The organism is Rathayibacter sp. VKM Ac-2754 (genome assembly GCF_009807095.1).
Classification (GTDB): domain Bacteria; phylum Actinomycetota; class Actinomycetes; order Actinomycetales; family Microbacteriaceae; genus Rathayibacter.
The window spans coordinates 596,335-613,367 of sequence record NZ_WUCC01000001.1 but is presented as its reverse complement, the minus strand read 5'-3'; the positions used below and the strand labels follow the sequence as shown (position 1 = coordinate 613,367).

The following is a 17,033-nucleotide window of genomic DNA, read 5'->3' as shown; positions in this document are numbered from 1 at the left end:
GCTACTGCCAGCTCGCCTCGCGCCAGTCGACGTGGCCGTCGGCGCGCGGCGTCCAGTCGAGGCCGGGGGCCACTCCGTAGGTCGCGACCGTGTAGTCGATGTTCGCGAGGTGCGTGCGCTCGGCGTTCAGCGCCCAGATCTCGGCGATCACGTCGTTGCGGGCGTCGGTGTCGACCGTGGCGTTGGCCTCGACGATCAGGGCGTCGACGTCGGGGTCGGAGAAGATCGCGTAGCCGGTGGGGCCGTAGAGGTAGTTCAGGGTGGTCGAGGCGTCCATCATCGACGGCGAGAACTGGGTGATGTACATGCCCGGGTGCGACTTCGACGAGGTCAGCAGCACGTAGGAGGAGTACTCCACACCCTCGAGCTCGACGGTGATGCCCACCTCGGCGAGCTGCGAGGCGATCGCCTGGGCGACCTCGGCCGAGTTCGGCACGTTGCCGCCGGTCGGGTACTGGAAGGGGATCGCGCTGCCGTCGTAGCCGGAGGACTCGACCAGCTCGGCGGCCGCGTCGGGGTCGTAGGCGAGGTCGGGCAGCTCTGCGTCGAAGCCGTTGACGTTCGGGGCGACGGAGGAGGCGTTCGCGACGGTCGCGTAGCCGTCGTGGATCGTCTCGATGATGGTCTCGCGGTCGATCGCCATGCTGATGGCGTTGCGCAGGTCGGCGTCGGCGAGCGGGCCGCCGGAGGTCTCGTTGAAGCCGACGTAGATCAGCTGGTTCGACTGGCCCTCGGCGACGGTGTAGCCGGAGCCGTCGACGGAGGCGACCTGAGCGGGGGTGATCGCGGTGAGGTCGATGTCACCCGACAGCAGCCCGTTCAGGCGCGCGTCCGGGTCGGCGATCGGCTCGACGGTCACGTTCGCGATCGAGGGCTCGCCGCCCCAGTAGTCGGGGTTCGCGGCGAGCTCGGTCGAGACGCCGGGGGTCCAGCTCTCGAAGGTGTACGGGCCGGAGCCGATGGGCGCCTTCGCGAAGCCGTCGGAGCCGACCTCGGTGTAGTACGCCTCGGGGACGATCGAGATGTAGTACGCGCGGCGGGTGAAGACCGAGTCGCCTGCCGTGAGCTGGAAGGTGATCTCGGTGTCGCTGGTCACCTCCATGCTCGCGATGTTGTTCGTGTAGATCTTGTTCAGCGAGTCGGGCGAGTCGATGACCGCCTGGAAGCTGAAGCGCACGTCCTCGGCGGTGACGGGCGTGCCATCGGTGAAGGTCGCGTCGTCGCGGAGGGTGAAGGTCCAGGTCTTCGCGTCGTCGCTCGCGGTCCACTCCGTCGCGAGGCGCGGCTGGAGCTCGCCGTCTCCGTCGACCGTCGTCAGCTGGTCGTAGACCGCGTGGAAGATGTTGGTGCTGTAGAGCCCGTTGTCGATCACGGGATCGGCGTTGGCCAGGTCGCTCGGCTGGGCGACGACGATCGAGTCCCTCGACCCGCCTCCCTCGCTCGAGGAGGCCTCGCCGCTGCACGCGGTGAGGAGGAGGGCGACCGCGGCGGCGGAGGCCACGGCGGCGGAGTGCCGGGTGCGTCGGAGCATGGGGGAGTGCCTTTCGTCGAGGGCCGGGCGCGCGGGAGCGGAGCCGGCCGGCGCGGGAGAGCGCGGGAGGAGCGGGAAGGCGGTGCTGTGGAGCGGGTCAGGCGGCGGCGGGGAGGGTGCGCCGGCGGCGGGTGGGGTCGGGGACGGGAGCGGAGGCGAGGAGGGAGCGGGTGTACTCGTGCTGCGGAGCGTCGAACACGGAGGCGGTCGGCCCGGTCTCGACGAAGACCCCGCGGTGCATGACCGCGACGTCGTCGGCGAGGGCCCTGACGACCGAGAGGTCGTGCGAGACGAAGAGGTAGGCGAGCCCGAGCTCGGACTGCAGCTCGGTGAGCAGCGCCATCACCTGCGCCTGGATCGACACGTCGAGGGCCGAGGTCGGCTCGTCGAGCACGAGCACGTCGGGCTTCAGCGCGAGCGCGCGGGCGATGCCGATCCGCTGCCGCTGGCCGCCCGAGAAGTCGGCGGGGCGGCGTTTCGCCGACTCGCGGGCGAGCCCGACCTGCTCGAGCACCTCGGCCACGCGGGCGGCGGAGTAGCGGCCGTTGATGCGCAGCGGCTCGGCCACGATCTCGTGCACCGTCAGGCGCGGATCCAGCGACGAGTACGGATCCTGGAACACCGCCTGGATCGACGAGCGCAGCGGCCGGCGGGCCCGGTCGCTCAGCTCGGAGACCTCGGTGCCGCGGTAGCTCACCGATCCGGCGGTCGGCTTCTGCATCCCGAGGATCGTGCGGACCAGCGTCGACTTGCCGCAGCCCGACTCTCCGACGAGCCCGAGCGTGCGGCCCGCCTCGAGGCGCAACGAGACGCCGTCCACGGCGCGGAACGGCTCGGCCGCCCGGCCCCAGGCGCCGCGCTGCGGGAAGTGCACGCTGACCTCCGACACCTCGACGACGGGCTCGGCGTGCGGGTGCGAGACCGAGGTGACGACCGGCGCGACGGCCCGCGCCTCCGTGCCCGTCACCGGCAGGATGCTCGCCAGGAGCCGCTTCGTGTAGTCGTCCTGCGGGTCGCGGAAGACGTCGATCGCGGTACCGCTCTCGACGATCCGCCCCTGGTGCATCACCAGCACGCGGTCGGCGTTCTCGGCGACGAGGCCCAGATCGTGGGTGACCAGCACCAGGGAGGAGCGGAGGCGCTCGCGCACCTCCTGGAGCACGCGCATCACCTGCGCCTGCACCGTGACGTCGAGCGCCGTGGTCGGCTCGTCGGCGATCAGCATCCCCGGCTCGTGCGCGATCGCCATGGCGATCATCACCCGCTGGCGCTGACCGCCCGAGAGCTCGTGCGGGTAGGCGCGGAGCCGGCGCTCGGGATCGGGCAGGTGCACGAGCTCGAGCAGCCGCAGCGACTCCGCGCGCACCTCGGCCTTCGAGAGGCCCTTCCGGTGCAGCGTGATCATCTCGGCGATCTGGGTGCCGATGCGCATCACCGGGTTCAGCGAGGTCATCGGGTCCTGGAAGATCATCGAGAGCGAGCCGCCGCGGATCGAGCGGAGCGTCGCCTCGTCGACCGCGCGCAGGTCGACTCCGCCGAGCAGGATCTCGCCGCTCGTCACCCGCACCCCGCGGGGCAGGAGGCCCATGGTCGAGAGCATCGTCATCGACTTGCCCGAGCCCGACTCGCCGACGATCGCGACGACCTCTCCGGGCATCACGTCGAAGCCGATGCCGTCGACGAGGTGCACGGGCGCGTCCTTCGGGCCCGCCTCGATGACGAGGTCGCGGACGCTGAGGACGGGGACTGCTTCTTCGGGGGGCATGCGCTACTCCGCCTTCTGCGACTGGACGCCGGTGAGGCGCTGGCTCATGAACTGGAGCCCGGCGACGAGCATGAAGAGCATCAGGCCGGGGAGGATCGTGATCATCGGGCTGTCGCGGAGGTAGGTCTGACCCTCCTCGATCATCCCGCCCCAGCTGGGGGTGGGCGCCTGGATGCCGAGGCCGAGGAACGACAGCGCCGCCTCGAGCAGCACGATCACACCGAGGTCGAACGGCACGAGCACCGCGAGCGCGGGGATCACGTTGGGCACGAGGTGCTTGCGCAGGATCCAGCCGTGGGTCGCTCCGTGCGTCTTCGGCGCCCAGATGAACTCGCGCTCGCGGAGCGACCAGGCGGTCGCCCGGGCGACGCGGGCGTAGCCGACCCAGTTGGCGACTCCGATCACCACGATCAGCGTCAGCACGCTCGGGCCGATCGCCGAGACGATGGCGATCAGCAGCAGCATGATCGGGATCGCGAGCTGGATGTCGGACAGCGCCGAGATGACGGTGTCGAGCCGCCCGCCGAAGTAGCCGGCGATGAGGCCGAGCGTCACGCCGATCAGCAGGTTGAGCGCCACCGCCGGCACCGCGATCGACAGCGACACCCGGCCCGCGACGGCGAGGCGCGAGAGCATGTCGCGGCCGAGCGCGTCGGTGCCGAGCAGGTGCGCCGGGTCGGCGAGCGGCAGCAGGAAGCGCCCGCGCAGATCCTGGGTGTCGGGGTCGAAGAACGGCAGCAGCGGCACGAGCACGATCGTGAGGACCACGAGGGCGACGAGCGCGGTGGCGACGTAGAACGACGCGCTCAGCGGAGTCTGCGACGAGCCGGGCTGCGGGCGGCGGAACAGCCACCGGACCCGCTGGATCGCGAGCGCCTGCGTCGAGGTGCGGGCGGAGGCGGGGGTCGGCACCGCGATCGGCTCGCGCACGTCGGTGGTGGCGGGCTGCGGAGGGACGCGGGGGCTCACTGGAGTCTCACTCTCGGGTCGAGGGCGGCGTAGAGGAGGTCGACGACGACGTTGACGAGCACGAAGAACACGGCGATGACGAGGATCGCCGACTGCACGACGGTGTAGTCGCGGGCCGAGATCGACTGCATGAGCAGCTGCCCGACTCCGGGCCAGTTGAAGACCAGCTCGACGACGACGGTGCCGCCCAGCAGGGCGCCGAGATTGAGGCCCGCGACCGTGATCACCGGGAGCAGCGCGTTCGGGAGCATGTGCCGCAGGATGACGATGCTGCGCCGCTGCCCCTTCGCGTAGGCGGTGCGCACGTAGTCCATCCGGTACTGATCGGCGAAGCCGGTGTCGAGCAGGCGGATGTAGAGCGCGAGCTCGAGGGTCGCGATCGTCACCGCGGGCAGGACGATCGACAGCGGCGAGTTGTTGCCGAGCGCGGGGAGGACCCCGAGGCTCACCGCGAAGACCATCACCAGCAGGATCCCGAACCAGAACGACGGGATCGCCTGGCGGGCACTGGCGAACCAGAGCACCGCGTTCCGCAGCCGCGACGAGTCCGACAGCTGCAGGATCAGCACGACCGCGAACGCCAGCACGAGGCCGAGCACGAAGCTCGTCAGGGCCAGCTGGAGGGTCGCGGGCATCCGCTGCAGCACGAGCTCGAGCGAGGGCGTGCCCTGGCGCAGCGAGTCGCCGAAGTCACCGGTGAAGGCCCGCGCGAGGAATCCCGTGTACTGGAAGAGAAGGGGCTGGTCGAAGCCGAGGCTCGCCGAGAGGCGCGCGATGTCCTCCTGCGACGCCTCTGGCCCGAGCAGGAGCGCCGCCGGGTTCCCCGAGAGGCGCACGAGGAAGAACGCGACGGTCACGACTCCGAAGACCGTGACGAGGCCCTGGACGAGCCGTCGTGTGACGAAGCGGACCATGATCGCTCTCCTCGTGCTGGGGGTGCGCGCAGGAGCGCGACCGGTGCTGTCGGGACGTGATCAGTACAGCCGGTGGGTATTTCGGGAGGGGGTCGTCGCCGTCAACACCTGATTGCGCATCGCGTCATCGACGCGGAAAAGGGCGCTGACCTGGCTCTTCGAGTGCCGTGGCCGTCAATTCGCCGGTGCGGTGTCGGCGGCGCGCTGTGCGACGGGAGGGGCGGTGAAGCGCATCGCCTCCACATCCGGGTCCTCGGCCCAGAGCGCGACGCGATCACCGCGGTAGTGGCCGTAGGCGAGGATCTGCGGCACGCCGGCCGCGTCGCGGACGAGGGTCTCGCGGGTGAGGATCGCGGCGCCCTCCTTGAGGCCGAGGATCCGCGCCGTGCGCTCGTCGGCGTTGACCGCCTCGACCGTGGCCTCGACCTGGTTGCCGGGGGCCGCGCGGACCGAGTCGATGAAGGGGAGCGGATCCGGACGCGCACCGGGCGGCGTCGTGCCCGCGATCGGGTGGTAGCCGACGATGATCCCCGCGGGGACGCCCTCGATCGTCACGAGCTGCTCGGCCATCACGACGCGGTCGCCGTCGAGCTCGAGGCGCTCGCGGATGTGGCGGTGGGCGATCACCTCGCTGACGTCGGTGACCTCGCACGTCATCTCGAGACCGCCCGGGTGCTGCACCGAGTCGGAGCCCAGCACCCAGCCGCTCGTGGGCAGGAGGGAGAGGAGGGGGAGCTCCCAGATGCTGCCGACGACGTTGGTGCCGATGCGCTGCCGGCGGCGGATGAGTCCCTCCGAGCCGAGCTGCTGCAGGGCGCTGCGGATGGAGTTGCGGCTCATCATCATCGACATGACGAGGTCGTGCTCCTCGACCAGGTCCTTCTCGGTGATCAGACCGCGGCGGATGCTGGCGCGCAGCAGGGCGTGGGCGCGGCGGGGGCTGCTCTGCAGGAGCTCGCGGATGCGGCGCTGGCTGCCCTCGCGGGCGCGGCCGAGGGCCTCCGCGAGCTCGAAGTCGTCGTCCATCGTGTGCCTCCTCGGGGGGCGGTCGGCCCCGAATACCCACCGTAGGTGGGCTTCTGAGGCCCTGATCGCGTGTCGCGTAAACCCTGGGTTACAGCCGCCCGCGTCAGCTCTCGGGTGCGCGCTCCGACCGCACGGCCGACTGGAGCTCCTGCGTGCTCGGGTAGGCCCAGCGGAGGTAGTCGAGCGGGAGGCGGCTGCGCTCGGCGACGCTCTCGTGGGTCGCCTCGCCGTCGATCGAGCCGGCGAGGGCGGCGAGCCGCTCGGCGGTGCGGCGGCCGGCGGACTCCGCGTCGCGGGGGCGGCGCGCGCCGACGGGGTGCCTGCGCCCGCGGTGCTCGGGACCTGCGGCGTCGGGCCGGGACTCCTCGCGGGCCCAGGTGCGCGTCGCGGCGACGTCGCGCTGCAGCTGCTCGACGAGCGCCTCGGCCCCGCGGTAGCGCCGCTGCGGGCGCAGCTTCGCGTGCAGCTCGACGGTGATCGCGTGTCCGTACAGGTCACCCGCGAAGTCGAGGAGGTGCGCCTCGAGGAGGCGGACGCCGTCGCGGCCGTAGAAGCTCGCGCGGCGGCCGATCGAGACGGCGGCGAGGTGCTCGGAGCCGTCGGTCGCGTCGATCACCGTGCCGGCGTACACGCCGTCCGAGACGCCGCCGTCGGCGAGCGGCAGGTTGGCCGTCGGGAAGCCGAGGAGGCGGCCGCGCTGGTCGCCGGGGACGACGACTCCGCTGATGGCGGTCGGGGTGCTGCTCTCGCGGGTCATGCGGTCTCCTCGGCGTGGTGTGAGCCCAGTCAACCCGCCTCGCGTTTCGCCGTGATGACCGGCGTCGCACCGTCGTATTGCGCCGCCCCGCACCGCGGTGCCGCCTCGCCCCGACCCGCATTCCGCCTCCCCCTCGAGCGTCGGTTCCGGTGGGCGCGCGAGGATGGGGGCATGGACGACTTCGCTTCCGCGGCTCCGCGCCCGCCCGTCGCTCACCGGATCGGCGCCCGCATGAGCACCGTCCTGCTGCGCGGCGCGCGCGCGGTCGACGCGCGGACGGACGCCCGCGACGCCTGGATCCTCCTCGACGGCGAGCGCATCGGCGCGGTCGGCTCGGGGCCCGGCGCCCCGGCGGCCGATCTCGTCGTCGACGCGGGGGAGGCGACGCTCGTCCCCGGCTTCATCGACCTGCACGGCCACGGCGGCGCGCACGGATCGTTCGACGACGGACCCGATGAGATCGCCGCCGCCCTCGCTCTGCACCGCCGGCACGGCACCACCCGCTCGGTGCTCAGCCTCGTCGCGAACCCGCTCCCCGCCCTGGAGCGCTCGCTCGCCACCATCCGCGCGGCGATGACCCGCGATCCGCTGATCCTCGGCGCGCACCTCGAGGGTCCGTTCCTCTCGCCCGGCAACCACGGCGCCCACGATCCGCAGAGCCTCCTCGCGCCGACACTCGAGCACGTCGCGGCCCTGCTCGCGAGCGGGGACGGGGTGCTCCGCCAGATCACGGTGGCGCCCGAGCTCGAGGGCGGGCTCGACGCGATCCGGCGCATCGTCGACGGAGGCGTCGTGGCCGCCGTCGGCCACACCGGCGCGTCGTACGCGCTCACCCGCGAGGCGTTCGCGGCGGGAGCGACGGTGCTCACGCACGCCTTCAACGCCATGCCCGGCATCCACCACCGCGAGCCGGGCCCGGTCGTCGCGGCCGCGGAGGACGAGCGGATCACGCTCGAGCTCATCCTCGACGGCGTCCACGTGGCGCCTCCCGTCGCGCGGACCCTCTTCGGGGCCGCCCCCGGCCGGGTCGCGCTGATCACCGACGCGATGGCCGCCGCGGGATCCGCCGACGGCGCCTACCGCCTCGGCTCCCTCGCCGTGAGCGTCGTCGACGGCGTCGCGCGGATCGAGGGGACCGGCACGATCGCCGGCTCGACGCTCACCCAGGACGCGGCGCTCCGGATCGCGATCGAGCAGGTCGGCCTCGGCCGGCAGGAGGCGGTCGCCGCCCTCACCGAGACTCCGGCCAGGGCGCTCGGCCTCGACGACCGCCTCGGCCGCCTCGCGCCGGGCTTCGCGGCCGACGTCGTGGCGATCGCGCCCGACCACTCGGTCGTGCAGGTCTGGGCGGCGGGCGAGCGGCTGGTCTGAGGGCGGGGTCGCTCAGCGGTGCAGGCACGGCCGCCTCCGCACTACCCCCCTGACAGCGGAGACGCCCGGGCGTACCGTCGCGGGATGTCGAAGTCGAGCACGAAGTCGAGCACGCACGTGCACCGCATCCGCAAGACGCTCTACGAGGCCGAGCTCGAGCGCCTGCAGATCGAGCTGGTCACCATGCAGCGCTGGGTCATCGAGACCGGCGCCCGTGTCGTCGTCGTCTTCGAGGGCCGCGACGCCGCGGGCAAGGGCGGGGCGATCAAGCGGATCATGCAGTACCTCAACCCGCGGGCGGCGCGCGTGGTCGCGCTGCCGACGCCGAGCGAGCGCGAGAAGGGCCAGTGGTACTTCCAGCGCTACCTCGAGCGCCTGCCGACCACCGGCGAGATCGTGCTGATGGACCGCTCCTGGTACAACCGCGCCGGGGTCGAGCGGGTGATGGGCTACTGCACGCCCGAGCAGTACCGGCTGTTCCTGCGTCAGGCTCCCGTGGTCGAGCGGATGCTCGTCGAGGACGGCATCATCCTGATCAAGTACTGGTTCTCGGTGTCCGACGACGTGCAGGAGGAGCGCTTCCGCTCGCGCCTGGAGGATCCGATGCGGCGCTGGAAGCTCTCGGACACCGACCTGCAGTCGATCACCCGCTGGGAGGACTACTCGCGGGCCAAGGACGAGATGTTCGAGGCGACCGACCACGCCGACGCCCCCTGGTGGACCATCCCGAGCGACGACAAGCGCTCCTCGCGGCTGAACGCGATCACGCACCTGCTCTCGCAGATCCCCTACGAGCACCGCGACCCCGAGCCGATCGAGATCCCGCCCCGCCCGACCGCCGACACCTACGAGCGCCCGGCGCGCGACCGGTTCCGCACCGTGCCGGACCACGCGCACACCCTGAGCTAGGAGTCCCGGCAGCCCACGGATCCATCCGTCGCCGACGACCCGTCCGAGTCCGCGACACGGGGCTTCTCCGACGGATCGATCAGCGAGGGGCGGGCCGCCCCTACTCGACGCGCCCGTCCCTCCGCCAGCGTCAATGCGGGGCTTTGCCCCGCCGCCCCCGAGCGGGCACTGTCGTCCCTGAGCCCCTCACCTCACGGGAGACGCATGGACGACGAGACACTGCTCGCGGCGCTGCACCGCGGCCGCCCGGGCACGATCGCCGAGGCGTCGGTGCTGACCGACCTCGACACGGTCGACCTGCGCGCGGCCGTCGCCCGCCTCCGCGAGCGGGGCCTCGTGCGCGGCGAGGGAGACGCGCTCGTCTACATCCCTCCCGCGGAGTGGGCGTCGGAGGCGATCGCCCGGCACACCGAGGCCGCGCGAGCTGTCACCCGCGGGTCGATGGACGGCATCGAGCGCATCATCGCGGAGCTGCCGTCGCTGCTCGGCGCGTGGGCGGTCGGCGAGTCCTCCGCCGATCTGGTGCCGACCCTCCTGCGGCACGGGACCCACGCCTCCGAGGACCTCTGGTTCGATCTCGTCCGCCGCGACTCCGGAACGCTCGACGCCGTCCTCCCCGACGTCCAGCGGTTCCTCGACCCGCCCACCGAGCGCGCCCAGCGCTTCGGGCAGGCTCTCGTGGCGAAGGACCGGGTGCGCGTCATCATCCCGGCCGGGTCGATCAGCGATCCGCGCGTGCTCGCCCGCGTCGACGCCTACCAGCGGGCCGGAGTGCAGTACCGGCTCCTCGAGACACCGCCGTGCTGGCTCTGGGTCGACGGGGAGCACCTCGCCGTGCCGTTCCAGTGGGGCGAGCCCCGGCCGACGAGCGTCCTGGGCGTCCAGCACCATGCGCTCGCAGGGCTGGTCAGCGCGTACTTCGAGGAGCTGTGGCGGCAGGCGACTCCGATCGACGCCGTCGAGCAGCCCTGGACCCCGCTGCTCCGCCTCATGCGGACGGGAATCACCCTCGAGACGGCCTCGAACCGCCTCGGCATCAATCCCCGCACCGGCCGCAGGCGCGTCGCCGCCGCCATGGAGCACCACGGCGTCTCGACCCTGTTCGCGCTAGGTGCGGCGTGGGCGGCCGACGGGACAGCGCCCGGCCGTGCCGATCAGCCGAAGAGTGTTCGGGTCACTCCGGGAGACCGGTAGGAACCGACCGGGCGCGATCCAGTGTCCTGAATCGACATCGCCCGCGGCAAGCGCCGCTTGCGGACACGTCCTGAAGCGGACGCCGCGGCGGACGCGTAGCAGTGCTGTGCGGACGCCGAGCGGGCGCGACCTCACAGGTGCAGCAGGCTCCAGTCGATGATCACGGCGAGCGCCGTGTAGAGGGCGGCGACCGCTCCGATCGCCTTCCCGGCCCGATCCAGGTCGTCCTGCGGGTTCGGCCGCACGTCCGCGATCACGCGCAGCACCGCCCCGAGCACGGCGATCACCGTGATGGCGAGGATCCACACCTTGAGCGCGAAGTGCGCGTCGGCCGCCATCAGCGTCAGCGATCCCACCGGGATGAGCACCGCGAAGATCGACACCAGCACCAGGAGGCACCCGCGGCGTGTGAGGTCGGTCGGCCCGAAGGAGCCCCCGCGCAGCCATTCGCCGAGCCGGAGCCGCGCGGTCGCGGGCCGCTCCTGCGCGGTCTCGGTCACCGACACGGGGCGAGGGCGACGGGCGGGGACTCGGGTATCACGGCGACTCCTGGGCTCTGTGAACCCCTGATTGTCCCGATCCGACTTCCGCGCGGCAAGATCCGCTTGAGGACACGTCCGGAAGCGGACGCGTCGTTCACCGCGAGTTCGCCCCGTCGAGGCCCTTCGGGGGCGAGGCTGGTGTCATGTCGACGAAGCTGTGGCTCACCCTCGGCGCCGTGGTCGCGGCCGGCCTCGGTGTCGGAGCGCTGGTCGTGTTCTCGTGGGCGATCGACGAGACCCACTTCGACCGGCCCGACGAGGGCTTCGACCGTCTCACCGCGCAGGTCGAGGCCGTGCCGAGCGCGACGGTCGACGGGAGCGAGCGCTGGGTCGAGGTGTCCTCCTTCGTCACGCCGACGTCGTGGATCGGGCTCACCGTCGAGGAGGCGGGCCTGGCTGATCTGCTCGACGTGGCCTGCACGACCGCGTACCCCGACCCGGTCACCTGGTCCGTCCGCGTTCGGACCGACGGCGGGAGCACGGTCTCGGTGCACAGCCCCGCGCAGGGCGCCCGCGCGTCCGCCGGCTGCCCCGACTTCGGACTCGACGTCGAGGGCGTCCTCGACGTGGTCGACAGCACGATGCGCGGAGTCGAGCTGCAGGCGGCGATCCGGGAGGACGGCCGCCTCGCGCTCGTCGCGCTCGAGGAGCCCTCGGGAGGCGTCCGCACGCTCCTGCCGCTCGTCGCCCGCGCCGAGGATCTGCGCGACGCGGCGGGGCTCGACGCGACCCGCCTCGTCGAGGTCAACTCCGCCACTCTCATCCTCGTGGTCGAGCCGGGGGAGCAGGAGCGCTACGGCACCGTGCTCGACCGCCTCGTCGAGGACCACGGCGTCACCAGCTTCTGGGCCGACGGCGGCGGCACCCCGATCGACGGCGTCGACAAGGTGCAGATCGTCGCGCCCGACGCCGAGCACGACGCGATCGAGGAGGCCCTCCGCGACTCCGACCTGCACGTCGCCGACCTGCCGGTGCGCTTCCTGCCGCTGGAGCCCTGACGGGCGCGGGGGAGCGAGCATGCTGCTCGAGCCCGCAGCGCAGGAAGGCATGCTGCTCGAGCCCGCAGTCCAGAAGAGCATGCTGGTCGAGTAGCCCCGCAGGGGCGTATCGAGACCCACGACCGTCAGCAGACAGGTCTCGTGACCCGGCGTTCTGACGCCGGTGGATCTCGATACGCCCGCTGCGCGGGCTACTCGATCAGCAGGGAGGGACCTCAGGCAAGAGGTCACTCCGATCAGCGAGGAAGGGCCGCAGGCAGGAGGTCACTCCGATGGGCGAGGAAGGGCCACCTGCGCTCTTGCCACTGCGATCAGCGAGGCGGGGCCGCGCGCGGGCAGGCCACTCCGATCGGGTCGCGAGCGGGTGCTCCGCGCTCAGGGGATGAGCCGCCGGTCGCGGAGGTCCTGGAAGATCCGCAGGAACATCGCCTCGGTGTCGACGTACTCGTGGAAGCCCGCCCGCCGCGACTTCGACGTGTCGGCGATGACGTCGTAGTCCCAGCCGAAGACGAAGTCGCCGAACGGCCACGAGGACACGTCGGAGTACGGGGTCGGGACGAGCCCGTACCGGCGGGTCATCTCCTCCCACAGCGGCCCCTTGTCGGCCATCGCCTCGGTCAGGCTCATCGGCAGCGGAGGGGCGGTGTCGAGGTCGAAGAACCTCGCGAGGGCGGGCCACATCGCCGACCAGCGGAACAGGTCGCCGTTGGTGATGTTGTAGGCCTGGTTCGCGGACTCGGGAGTCGTGGCCGCCCAGGTGATCGCCTTCGAGAGCAGGTCGGCGTCGGTCATCTCGATCAGTGAGGTGTACGCGCCGGGGGTGCCCGGGAAGCGCAGCGGGACACCGAGCTCCTTGCTGATCGACGCGTAGATCGCGATGACCAGGGCGAGGTTCATCGGGTTGCCGAGCCCGACTCCGGCGACCACCGAGGGGCGCAGCGCCGACCACGACCAGGTGGCGCCCGCCTGGCGGCGCTCGAGGAACCGCTGCTGGTCGACATTGAACTCGGGAGGCATGTGCGGCGGATCGTCCTCCTTCGCCGGCGTCGCGAAGGGCCCGAGGTGGGCGCCGTAGACCTTGTACCCCTGCAGCAGGCCGATGTGCTCGAGCTGCGGGGCGACGGGCTCGATCGCGTCGACGACGTTCGTCAGCATCGCGACGTTCGGCTCGACGAGCTCGGCCCAGGTCGGCCGGTCCTGGTAGGCGGCGTAGAAGACGTGGGTCACCTCCGTCAGATCCCGCAGAGCCTCCGCCGTCGCCGCGCGGTCGAGCAGGTCGACCGACCGGTGCCGGACGGCTCCCGCGTCGACTCCGCCGCGGCGGGAGAGCCCGATGACGCGCCAGCCGCCCTCCCGCTCGAGGTGCTCGACCAGGTTGCCCCCGATCACTCCGCGTGCCCCGACCACCAGTGCTGTCCGCTCGGTCATTCCGCCTCCATCGTTGAATCGTGATTTACCGATCTAAGGAGTAGCACAGCATCGGTTAATCGCGATACTCCGATATGCTCGAACGGTGACGGAGTGGACGGACGAGCAGATGGTGGCGGCCTTCAAGGCCCTCGGCCACCCGACCCGGCTCGCGATCCTCGGCTGGCTCGGCGAGCCCGGGACGTTCCCGCCGCAGGACCGGCCTGCCGAGGAGGTCGGTGTCTGCCTGAAGCACATCCAGGCCCGGGCCGAGGTCTCGCAGTCGACGGCCTCGCAGTTCATGGCGACCCTGCAGCGGGCCGGCCTCGTGACCTGCACGCGGATCGGCCAGTGGTCGCACTACCGCCGCAACGAGGAGGCCCTCGCCTCGCTCGGGCACGGGCTCGTCACGCGCGTCTGACCGCTCCGGATCCCACGCGGTCCGATCCGATCGGCGCCCCTGCCGCCGCAGCCGCCGCGGGGCTACCATCCGAGGGCGCGGGCGCACCGGGGCGCCTCCGACGGACGAGGAGAGCGACCGTGTCGATCATCGTGACTGTTCCCGAATCGGAGGCGGCGGGGCCGGTGGCCGAGCTCTACGCCGACGACGTGGACGCCCAGGGGTACGTGGCGGCTCACACGAAGGTCCTGGGCCTGAACCCCGGTGCCCTCCTCGCCTGGAACGAGCTGAGCCGGGCGATCACCGTGCAGATGGACCGGCGTCGCTACGAGCTCGTGACCCTCGCCGCCGCCCGCGGGGCGCGATCGGCGCACTGCCTGCTCGCCCACGGTCGCGTCGCGTCGCGCTACCTCTCGGAGGAGCAGCTGATCCGCCTCGCGCGGGGCGACCTCCGCGGCGCCGGTCTCACTCCGGCCGAGGTGGCGATGATGGAGTTCGCGGAGCGGGTCAGCCGGGACGCCGCCGACATGACGGAGGCGGACGGCCTCCGGCTGCGCGAGGCCGGCTTCACCGACCGCGAGATCGTCGACATCGCGCTGGCCGCCGCGGCCCGCAACTTCTACAGCCGGGCGGTGCAGGCGCTCGCCGTCGAGGTCGAGCCGCCCGCCGACGTGAGCGCCGAGCTGCGGGCGGCCCTCGTCGACGGGCTGTAGCTCACGCCGCGGGCGCGAGACCGAGCTGCTTCAGGATGCCGAGCTCGTCGCTGCTGCCCCAGCGCTCGGCGAGCCTGCCGTCGACGAAGCTGCTGATCTGCATGCCGCGGATCGAGATGGCCCTGCCGGTCGGCTCGAAGCCCTGGAACACGCCGGTGTGCGTGCCGGTGAGCGTGTAGGCGAAGGCGACGCTGTCCTCGTCGGCGACGAGCTTCTCGACCGCGAGCGCCATGTCGGGGAACGCGGTGCGCAGCTCGCCGAAGAAGGCGGCGTACCCCTCGGGCCCCGCGGCCTGGCCGGGCGCCGGGTCGTGGTCGACCGAATCGGGCGCGACGAGCTCGTCGAACGCGGCGAAGTCTCCGGCGTTGACCGCCTCGCCGAACGCCTGCTGGGATGCGATGTTCTTCTCGCGACTCATGTGCTGTCACCTGTTCTGCACCCGTGGGGTGCCTCGTCGGACGGTGCCGATCGCAGGCGACGGTACGCAGTGCCCCCGCATCGGCACAGGCCCTTGTGCGCTCGCACTCCTCCGCTCGATCGCCACCGGCGGACTCCCAGCGAGGTGCACCGGCGGACGTCAGAGGAGGTCGAGCCCGCCCCAGTCGAGGATCACCGCGAGCGCCGTGAAGAGGGCGGCGACCGCTCCGATCAGCTTGCCGGCCCGGTCGAGATCGCCCCGGGGCGTCGGCCGTGCATCGGCGACGACGCGCAGCGCCGCCCCGACGAGGGCGACCACCGTGACGGCGAGCACCGACACCTTGAGCGCGAGGTGCACCTCGACCGACATCAGCGTCAGGCCGACGACCGGGACGACGACGAGGACGACCGAGACGAGGACCAGCAGCACGCCGCGGCGGGACAGCTCGGTCGGACCGAACGCGCCCCCACGGAGCCAGGCGCGCAGACCGACTCGCGCGCTCGTGTCGGTGGCGGGCGAGTCGGAGGCGCTGCGCGAGTCGGAGGTGCCGGGCGGGATGGTGGTCAACGGCGTCGCTCCTGTCAGCGCACGCGCCTGCGACCCGAGGTCGCGGAGCACGTGCCACCCAGAGTCTCGCGACGCTCGCGCCGGCAGGCAAGAGCCGCTTCCGGACAGGTCCTGAAGCGGACGCCGCGTCAGCCCCGGGCGGCCTTCACGTACGCGACGACCGCGTTCGCGTGCCCGTGGCCCATCCCGTGCTCGGACTTGAGCCACGCCACGACCTGCATGTGCGGGACCTCGTCGAGCTTCGCGTTCGCGAGGTCGAGCCACTCCTGGATCGGTCGCCCGTACGTGCTCTCGATGCTCGCGAAGTACGACGCGGGCCCCTTCGGCTTCGATCCATCGGCGGGCGGCTCGGGGGCGAGGACTCGTGCGCTCATGCGGTCACCGTAGCGCCGGCTGCGGCGTCACCGCGCCCCCAGGACCGCGGCCAGCACGACGTCGAGCGCTCGCCGCTGACGGTCGGGCGTCCACGAGTCGGCGTCACCGGCGGCGAGGGTCGAGATACCCTCCACCGCGGAGGCGAGGGCTGCGGCTCGGTCCGGAGCGTCCGGTCGCGGGCCGTCGATCGCCTCGAGCAGCCCCTCGAGGCGCTCGACGAACGCTCGGTTGTGGACGGCGTGGCGCTCGGCGAGGATCGGGTCGCTGAGCGCGGCCGAGAGGAATCCGATCCACGCCCGCGCCTCGGCGAGCCCCGCGGGGTCGGTGGGAAGTGCCGCAGAGGCGACGGCACGCAGAGCGGCCTCCGGATCGAGGTCGTCGGTCGTCAGCGCGTCGAACCGGAGACGAGTGCGCTCGTGGAGGACGTCGCGGGCGTGCAGGAGCAGCGCTCGCTTGTCGCGGAACGTGTGCAGGACGAGGCCGGTCGTGCAGTCGGCGCGCTCCGCGACGGCTCGGAGGGTCAGTCCGACGGCTCCGCGTTCGGCGAGCGTCGCGAAGACCGCCTCCGACAGCTTCTCCTGGATCGCCGTCTCGTCGCGTGCTCTCGCCATGCAGAGAAGCGTAACGCCTGTTACCGTAACGCTTGTTATCGGCAAGCACGGACCCATTCCCCGGAGGGCGACCATGACCTGGCAGATCACACCCGTGCCGTTCGACCACCCCGACGCGGAGTGGCTGCGCGGCGAGCAGCGCCGTGAGCTGGATGCGCGCTACGGCAGCGACGACCACGAGCCGGGCACCGTCCCCTCGGCGGGCGACGTGCCGGTCTTCCTCCTCGCCACGACGCCGGAGGGGAGGCCCGTCGGCTGCGGGGGTCTGCGCCCGCTCCCCGATGAGGTCGTCGGCCCCGGCGGCATCGAGATCAAGCGGATGTACGTCGTCCCCGGGATGCGCGGGACCGGCCTCGCGGTCGCTGTGCTACGGGCACTGGAGTCGAGCGCACGGCAGCTCGGCGCCGAGCGTCTGGTCCTCGAGACCGGCACCCGGCAGCCCGACGCCATCCGGTTCTACGAGCGCGAGGGCTACGAGAGCATCCCGCTGTTCGGGTCGTACGTCGATTCGGCCGAGTCGCTCTGCTTCGCGCGCAGCCTCCTCGCCGGCTGACGCGCGGCGGGGT

At 72.1% G+C, this 17,033-nt stretch carries 19 protein-coding genes; 7 read left to right on the top strand and 12 right to left on the bottom strand.

The features are described 5' to 3' along the window. Position 1 precedes the first annotated feature (1 nt). The 6 genes from GRS92_RS03100 to GRS92_RS03070 form a co-directional block, all read right to left on the bottom strand. A complete protein-coding gene (locus tag GRS92_RS03100; protein ID WP_159853125.1) occupies positions 2-1,531 on the bottom strand; it encodes an ABC transporter substrate-binding protein in 1,530 nt (509 codons plus the stop codon). A gap of 97 nt (positions 1,532-1,628) precedes the next feature. Beyond that, the gene (locus GRS92_RS03095; RefSeq protein WP_159853123.1) at positions 1,629-3,296 is read right to left on the bottom strand and encodes an ABC transporter ATP-binding protein; all 1,668 of its coding nucleotides are present in this window, start codon (positions 3,294-3,296) and stop codon (positions 1,629-1,631) included. Positions 3,297-3,299: 3 nt separating this feature from the next. Next, on the bottom strand, positions 3,300-4,265 hold the full coding sequence (locus GRS92_RS03090; protein ID WP_204162002.1) for an ABC transporter permease: 966 nt from the start codon (positions 4,263-4,265) through the stop codon (positions 3,300-3,302). Continuing rightward, on the bottom strand, positions 4,262-5,179 hold the full coding sequence (locus GRS92_RS03080) for an ABC transporter permease (RefSeq protein WP_159853117.1): 918 nt from the start codon (positions 5,177-5,179) through the stop codon (positions 4,262-4,264). The genes GRS92_RS03090 and GRS92_RS03080 overlap by 4 nt, the downstream gene beginning before the upstream one ends. Positions 5,180-5,353: 174 nt before the next feature. Then, positions 5,354-6,205 carry a GntR family transcriptional regulator gene (locus GRS92_RS03075; protein WP_159853115.1) on the bottom strand — a complete coding sequence of 284 codons (852 nt, stop codon included), beginning with the start codon at positions 6,203-6,205 and terminating at the stop codon, positions 5,354-5,356. A 103-nt stretch (positions 6,206-6,308) separates the two neighbouring features. Next, positions 6,309-6,962 (bottom strand): riboflavin kinase, encoded by a 654-nt coding sequence (locus tag GRS92_RS03070; protein WP_159853113.1) that lies wholly within the window; start codon positions 6,960-6,962, stop codon positions 6,309-6,311. 231 nt (positions 6,963-7,193) lie between these two features. Between GRS92_RS03070 and GRS92_RS03065 the strand changes: the two genes are divergently transcribed. The 3 genes from GRS92_RS03065 (at position 7,194) to GRS92_RS03055 (ending at position 10,436) form a co-directional block, all read left to right on the top strand. After that, positions 7,194-8,333 carry an N-acetylglucosamine-6-phosphate deacetylase gene (locus tag GRS92_RS03065; protein ID WP_159853303.1) on the top strand — a complete coding sequence of 380 codons (1,140 nt, stop codon included), beginning with the start codon at positions 7,194-7,196 and terminating at the stop codon, positions 8,331-8,333. A gap of 84 nt (positions 8,334-8,417) precedes the next feature. Further along, positions 8,418-9,242: a polyphosphate kinase 2 gene (ppk2, locus tag GRS92_RS03060; RefSeq protein WP_159853111.1), complete on the top strand. Its 825-nt coding sequence runs from the start codon at positions 8,418-8,420 to the stop codon at positions 9,240-9,242. A 204-nt stretch (positions 9,243-9,446) separates the two neighbouring features. Beyond that, the gene (locus GRS92_RS03055; RefSeq protein ID WP_159853109.1) at positions 9,447-10,436 is read left to right on the top strand and encodes a hypothetical protein; all 990 of its coding nucleotides are present in this window, start codon (positions 9,447-9,449) and stop codon (positions 10,434-10,436) included. Between the two features lie 131 nt (positions 10,437-10,567). Here the strand turns inward: GRS92_RS03055 and GRS92_RS03050 are convergent, their stop codons facing one another. After that, entirely contained in the window at positions 10,568-10,942 is a 375-nt protein-coding gene (locus tag GRS92_RS03050) for a hypothetical protein (protein WP_159853107.1), read from the bottom strand. A gap of 179 nt (positions 10,943-11,121) precedes the next feature. Here GRS92_RS03050 and GRS92_RS03045 point away from each other — a divergent pair, with 179 nt between their 5' ends. Next, positions 11,122-11,976 (top strand): hypothetical protein, encoded by an 855-nt coding sequence (locus GRS92_RS03045; RefSeq protein WP_159853106.1) that lies wholly within the window; start codon positions 11,122-11,124, stop codon positions 11,974-11,976. Positions 11,977-12,351: 375 nt separating this feature from the next. On the opposite strand, the gene GRS92_RS03040 is transcribed toward GRS92_RS03045, so the two are convergent. Further along, complete coding sequence (locus GRS92_RS03040) at positions 12,352-13,404, bottom strand: SDR family oxidoreductase (RefSeq protein ID WP_159853104.1); 1,053 nt, start codon at positions 13,402-13,404, stop codon at positions 12,352-12,354. An 85-nt stretch (positions 13,405-13,489) separates the two neighbouring features. Between GRS92_RS03040 and GRS92_RS03035 the strand changes: the two genes are divergently transcribed. Then, entirely contained in the window at positions 13,490-13,804 is a 315-nt protein-coding gene (locus GRS92_RS03035) for an ArsR/SmtB family transcription factor (protein ID WP_235021782.1), read from the top strand. Positions 13,805-13,923: 119 nt separating this feature from the next. Then, a complete protein-coding gene (locus GRS92_RS03030) occupies positions 13,924-14,496 on the top strand; it encodes a carboxymuconolactone decarboxylase family protein (RefSeq protein ID WP_159853102.1) in 573 nt (190 codons plus the stop codon). A 1-nt stretch (position 14,497) separates the two neighbouring features. Here GRS92_RS03030 and GRS92_RS03025 read toward each other — a convergent pair whose 3' ends face one another. The 4 genes from GRS92_RS03025 to GRS92_RS03010 all read right to left on the bottom strand — a co-directional run bounded on the left by GRS92_RS03025 (position 14,498) and on the right by GRS92_RS03010 (position 16,467). Beyond that, complete coding sequence (locus GRS92_RS03025) at positions 14,498-14,914, bottom strand: ester cyclase (protein ID WP_159853100.1); 417 nt, start codon at positions 14,912-14,914, stop codon at positions 14,498-14,500. A 159-nt stretch (positions 14,915-15,073) separates the two neighbouring features. Continuing rightward, entirely contained in the window at positions 15,074-15,481 is a 408-nt protein-coding gene (locus GRS92_RS03020) for a hypothetical protein (protein ID WP_159853098.1), read from the bottom strand. Positions 15,482-15,609: 128 nt separating this feature from the next. After that, positions 15,610-15,855 carry a DUF4287 domain-containing protein gene (locus tag GRS92_RS03015; RefSeq protein WP_159853096.1) on the bottom strand — a complete coding sequence of 82 codons (246 nt, stop codon included), beginning with the start codon at positions 15,853-15,855 and terminating at the stop codon, positions 15,610-15,612. Between the two features lie 27 nt (positions 15,856-15,882). Further along, positions 15,883-16,467, bottom strand: a complete 585-nt coding sequence (locus tag GRS92_RS03010; protein ID WP_159853094.1) for a TetR/AcrR family transcriptional regulator — start codon at positions 16,465-16,467, stop codon at positions 15,883-15,885. A 73-nt stretch (positions 16,468-16,540) separates the two neighbouring features. On the opposite strand from GRS92_RS03010, the gene GRS92_RS03005 reads away from it, so the two are divergent. After that, positions 16,541-17,020 carry a GNAT family N-acetyltransferase gene (locus GRS92_RS03005; RefSeq protein WP_159853092.1) on the top strand — a complete coding sequence of 160 codons (480 nt, stop codon included), beginning with the start codon at positions 16,541-16,543 and terminating at the stop codon, positions 17,018-17,020. The last annotated feature ends 13 nt before the right edge of the window (positions 17,021-17,033 follow it).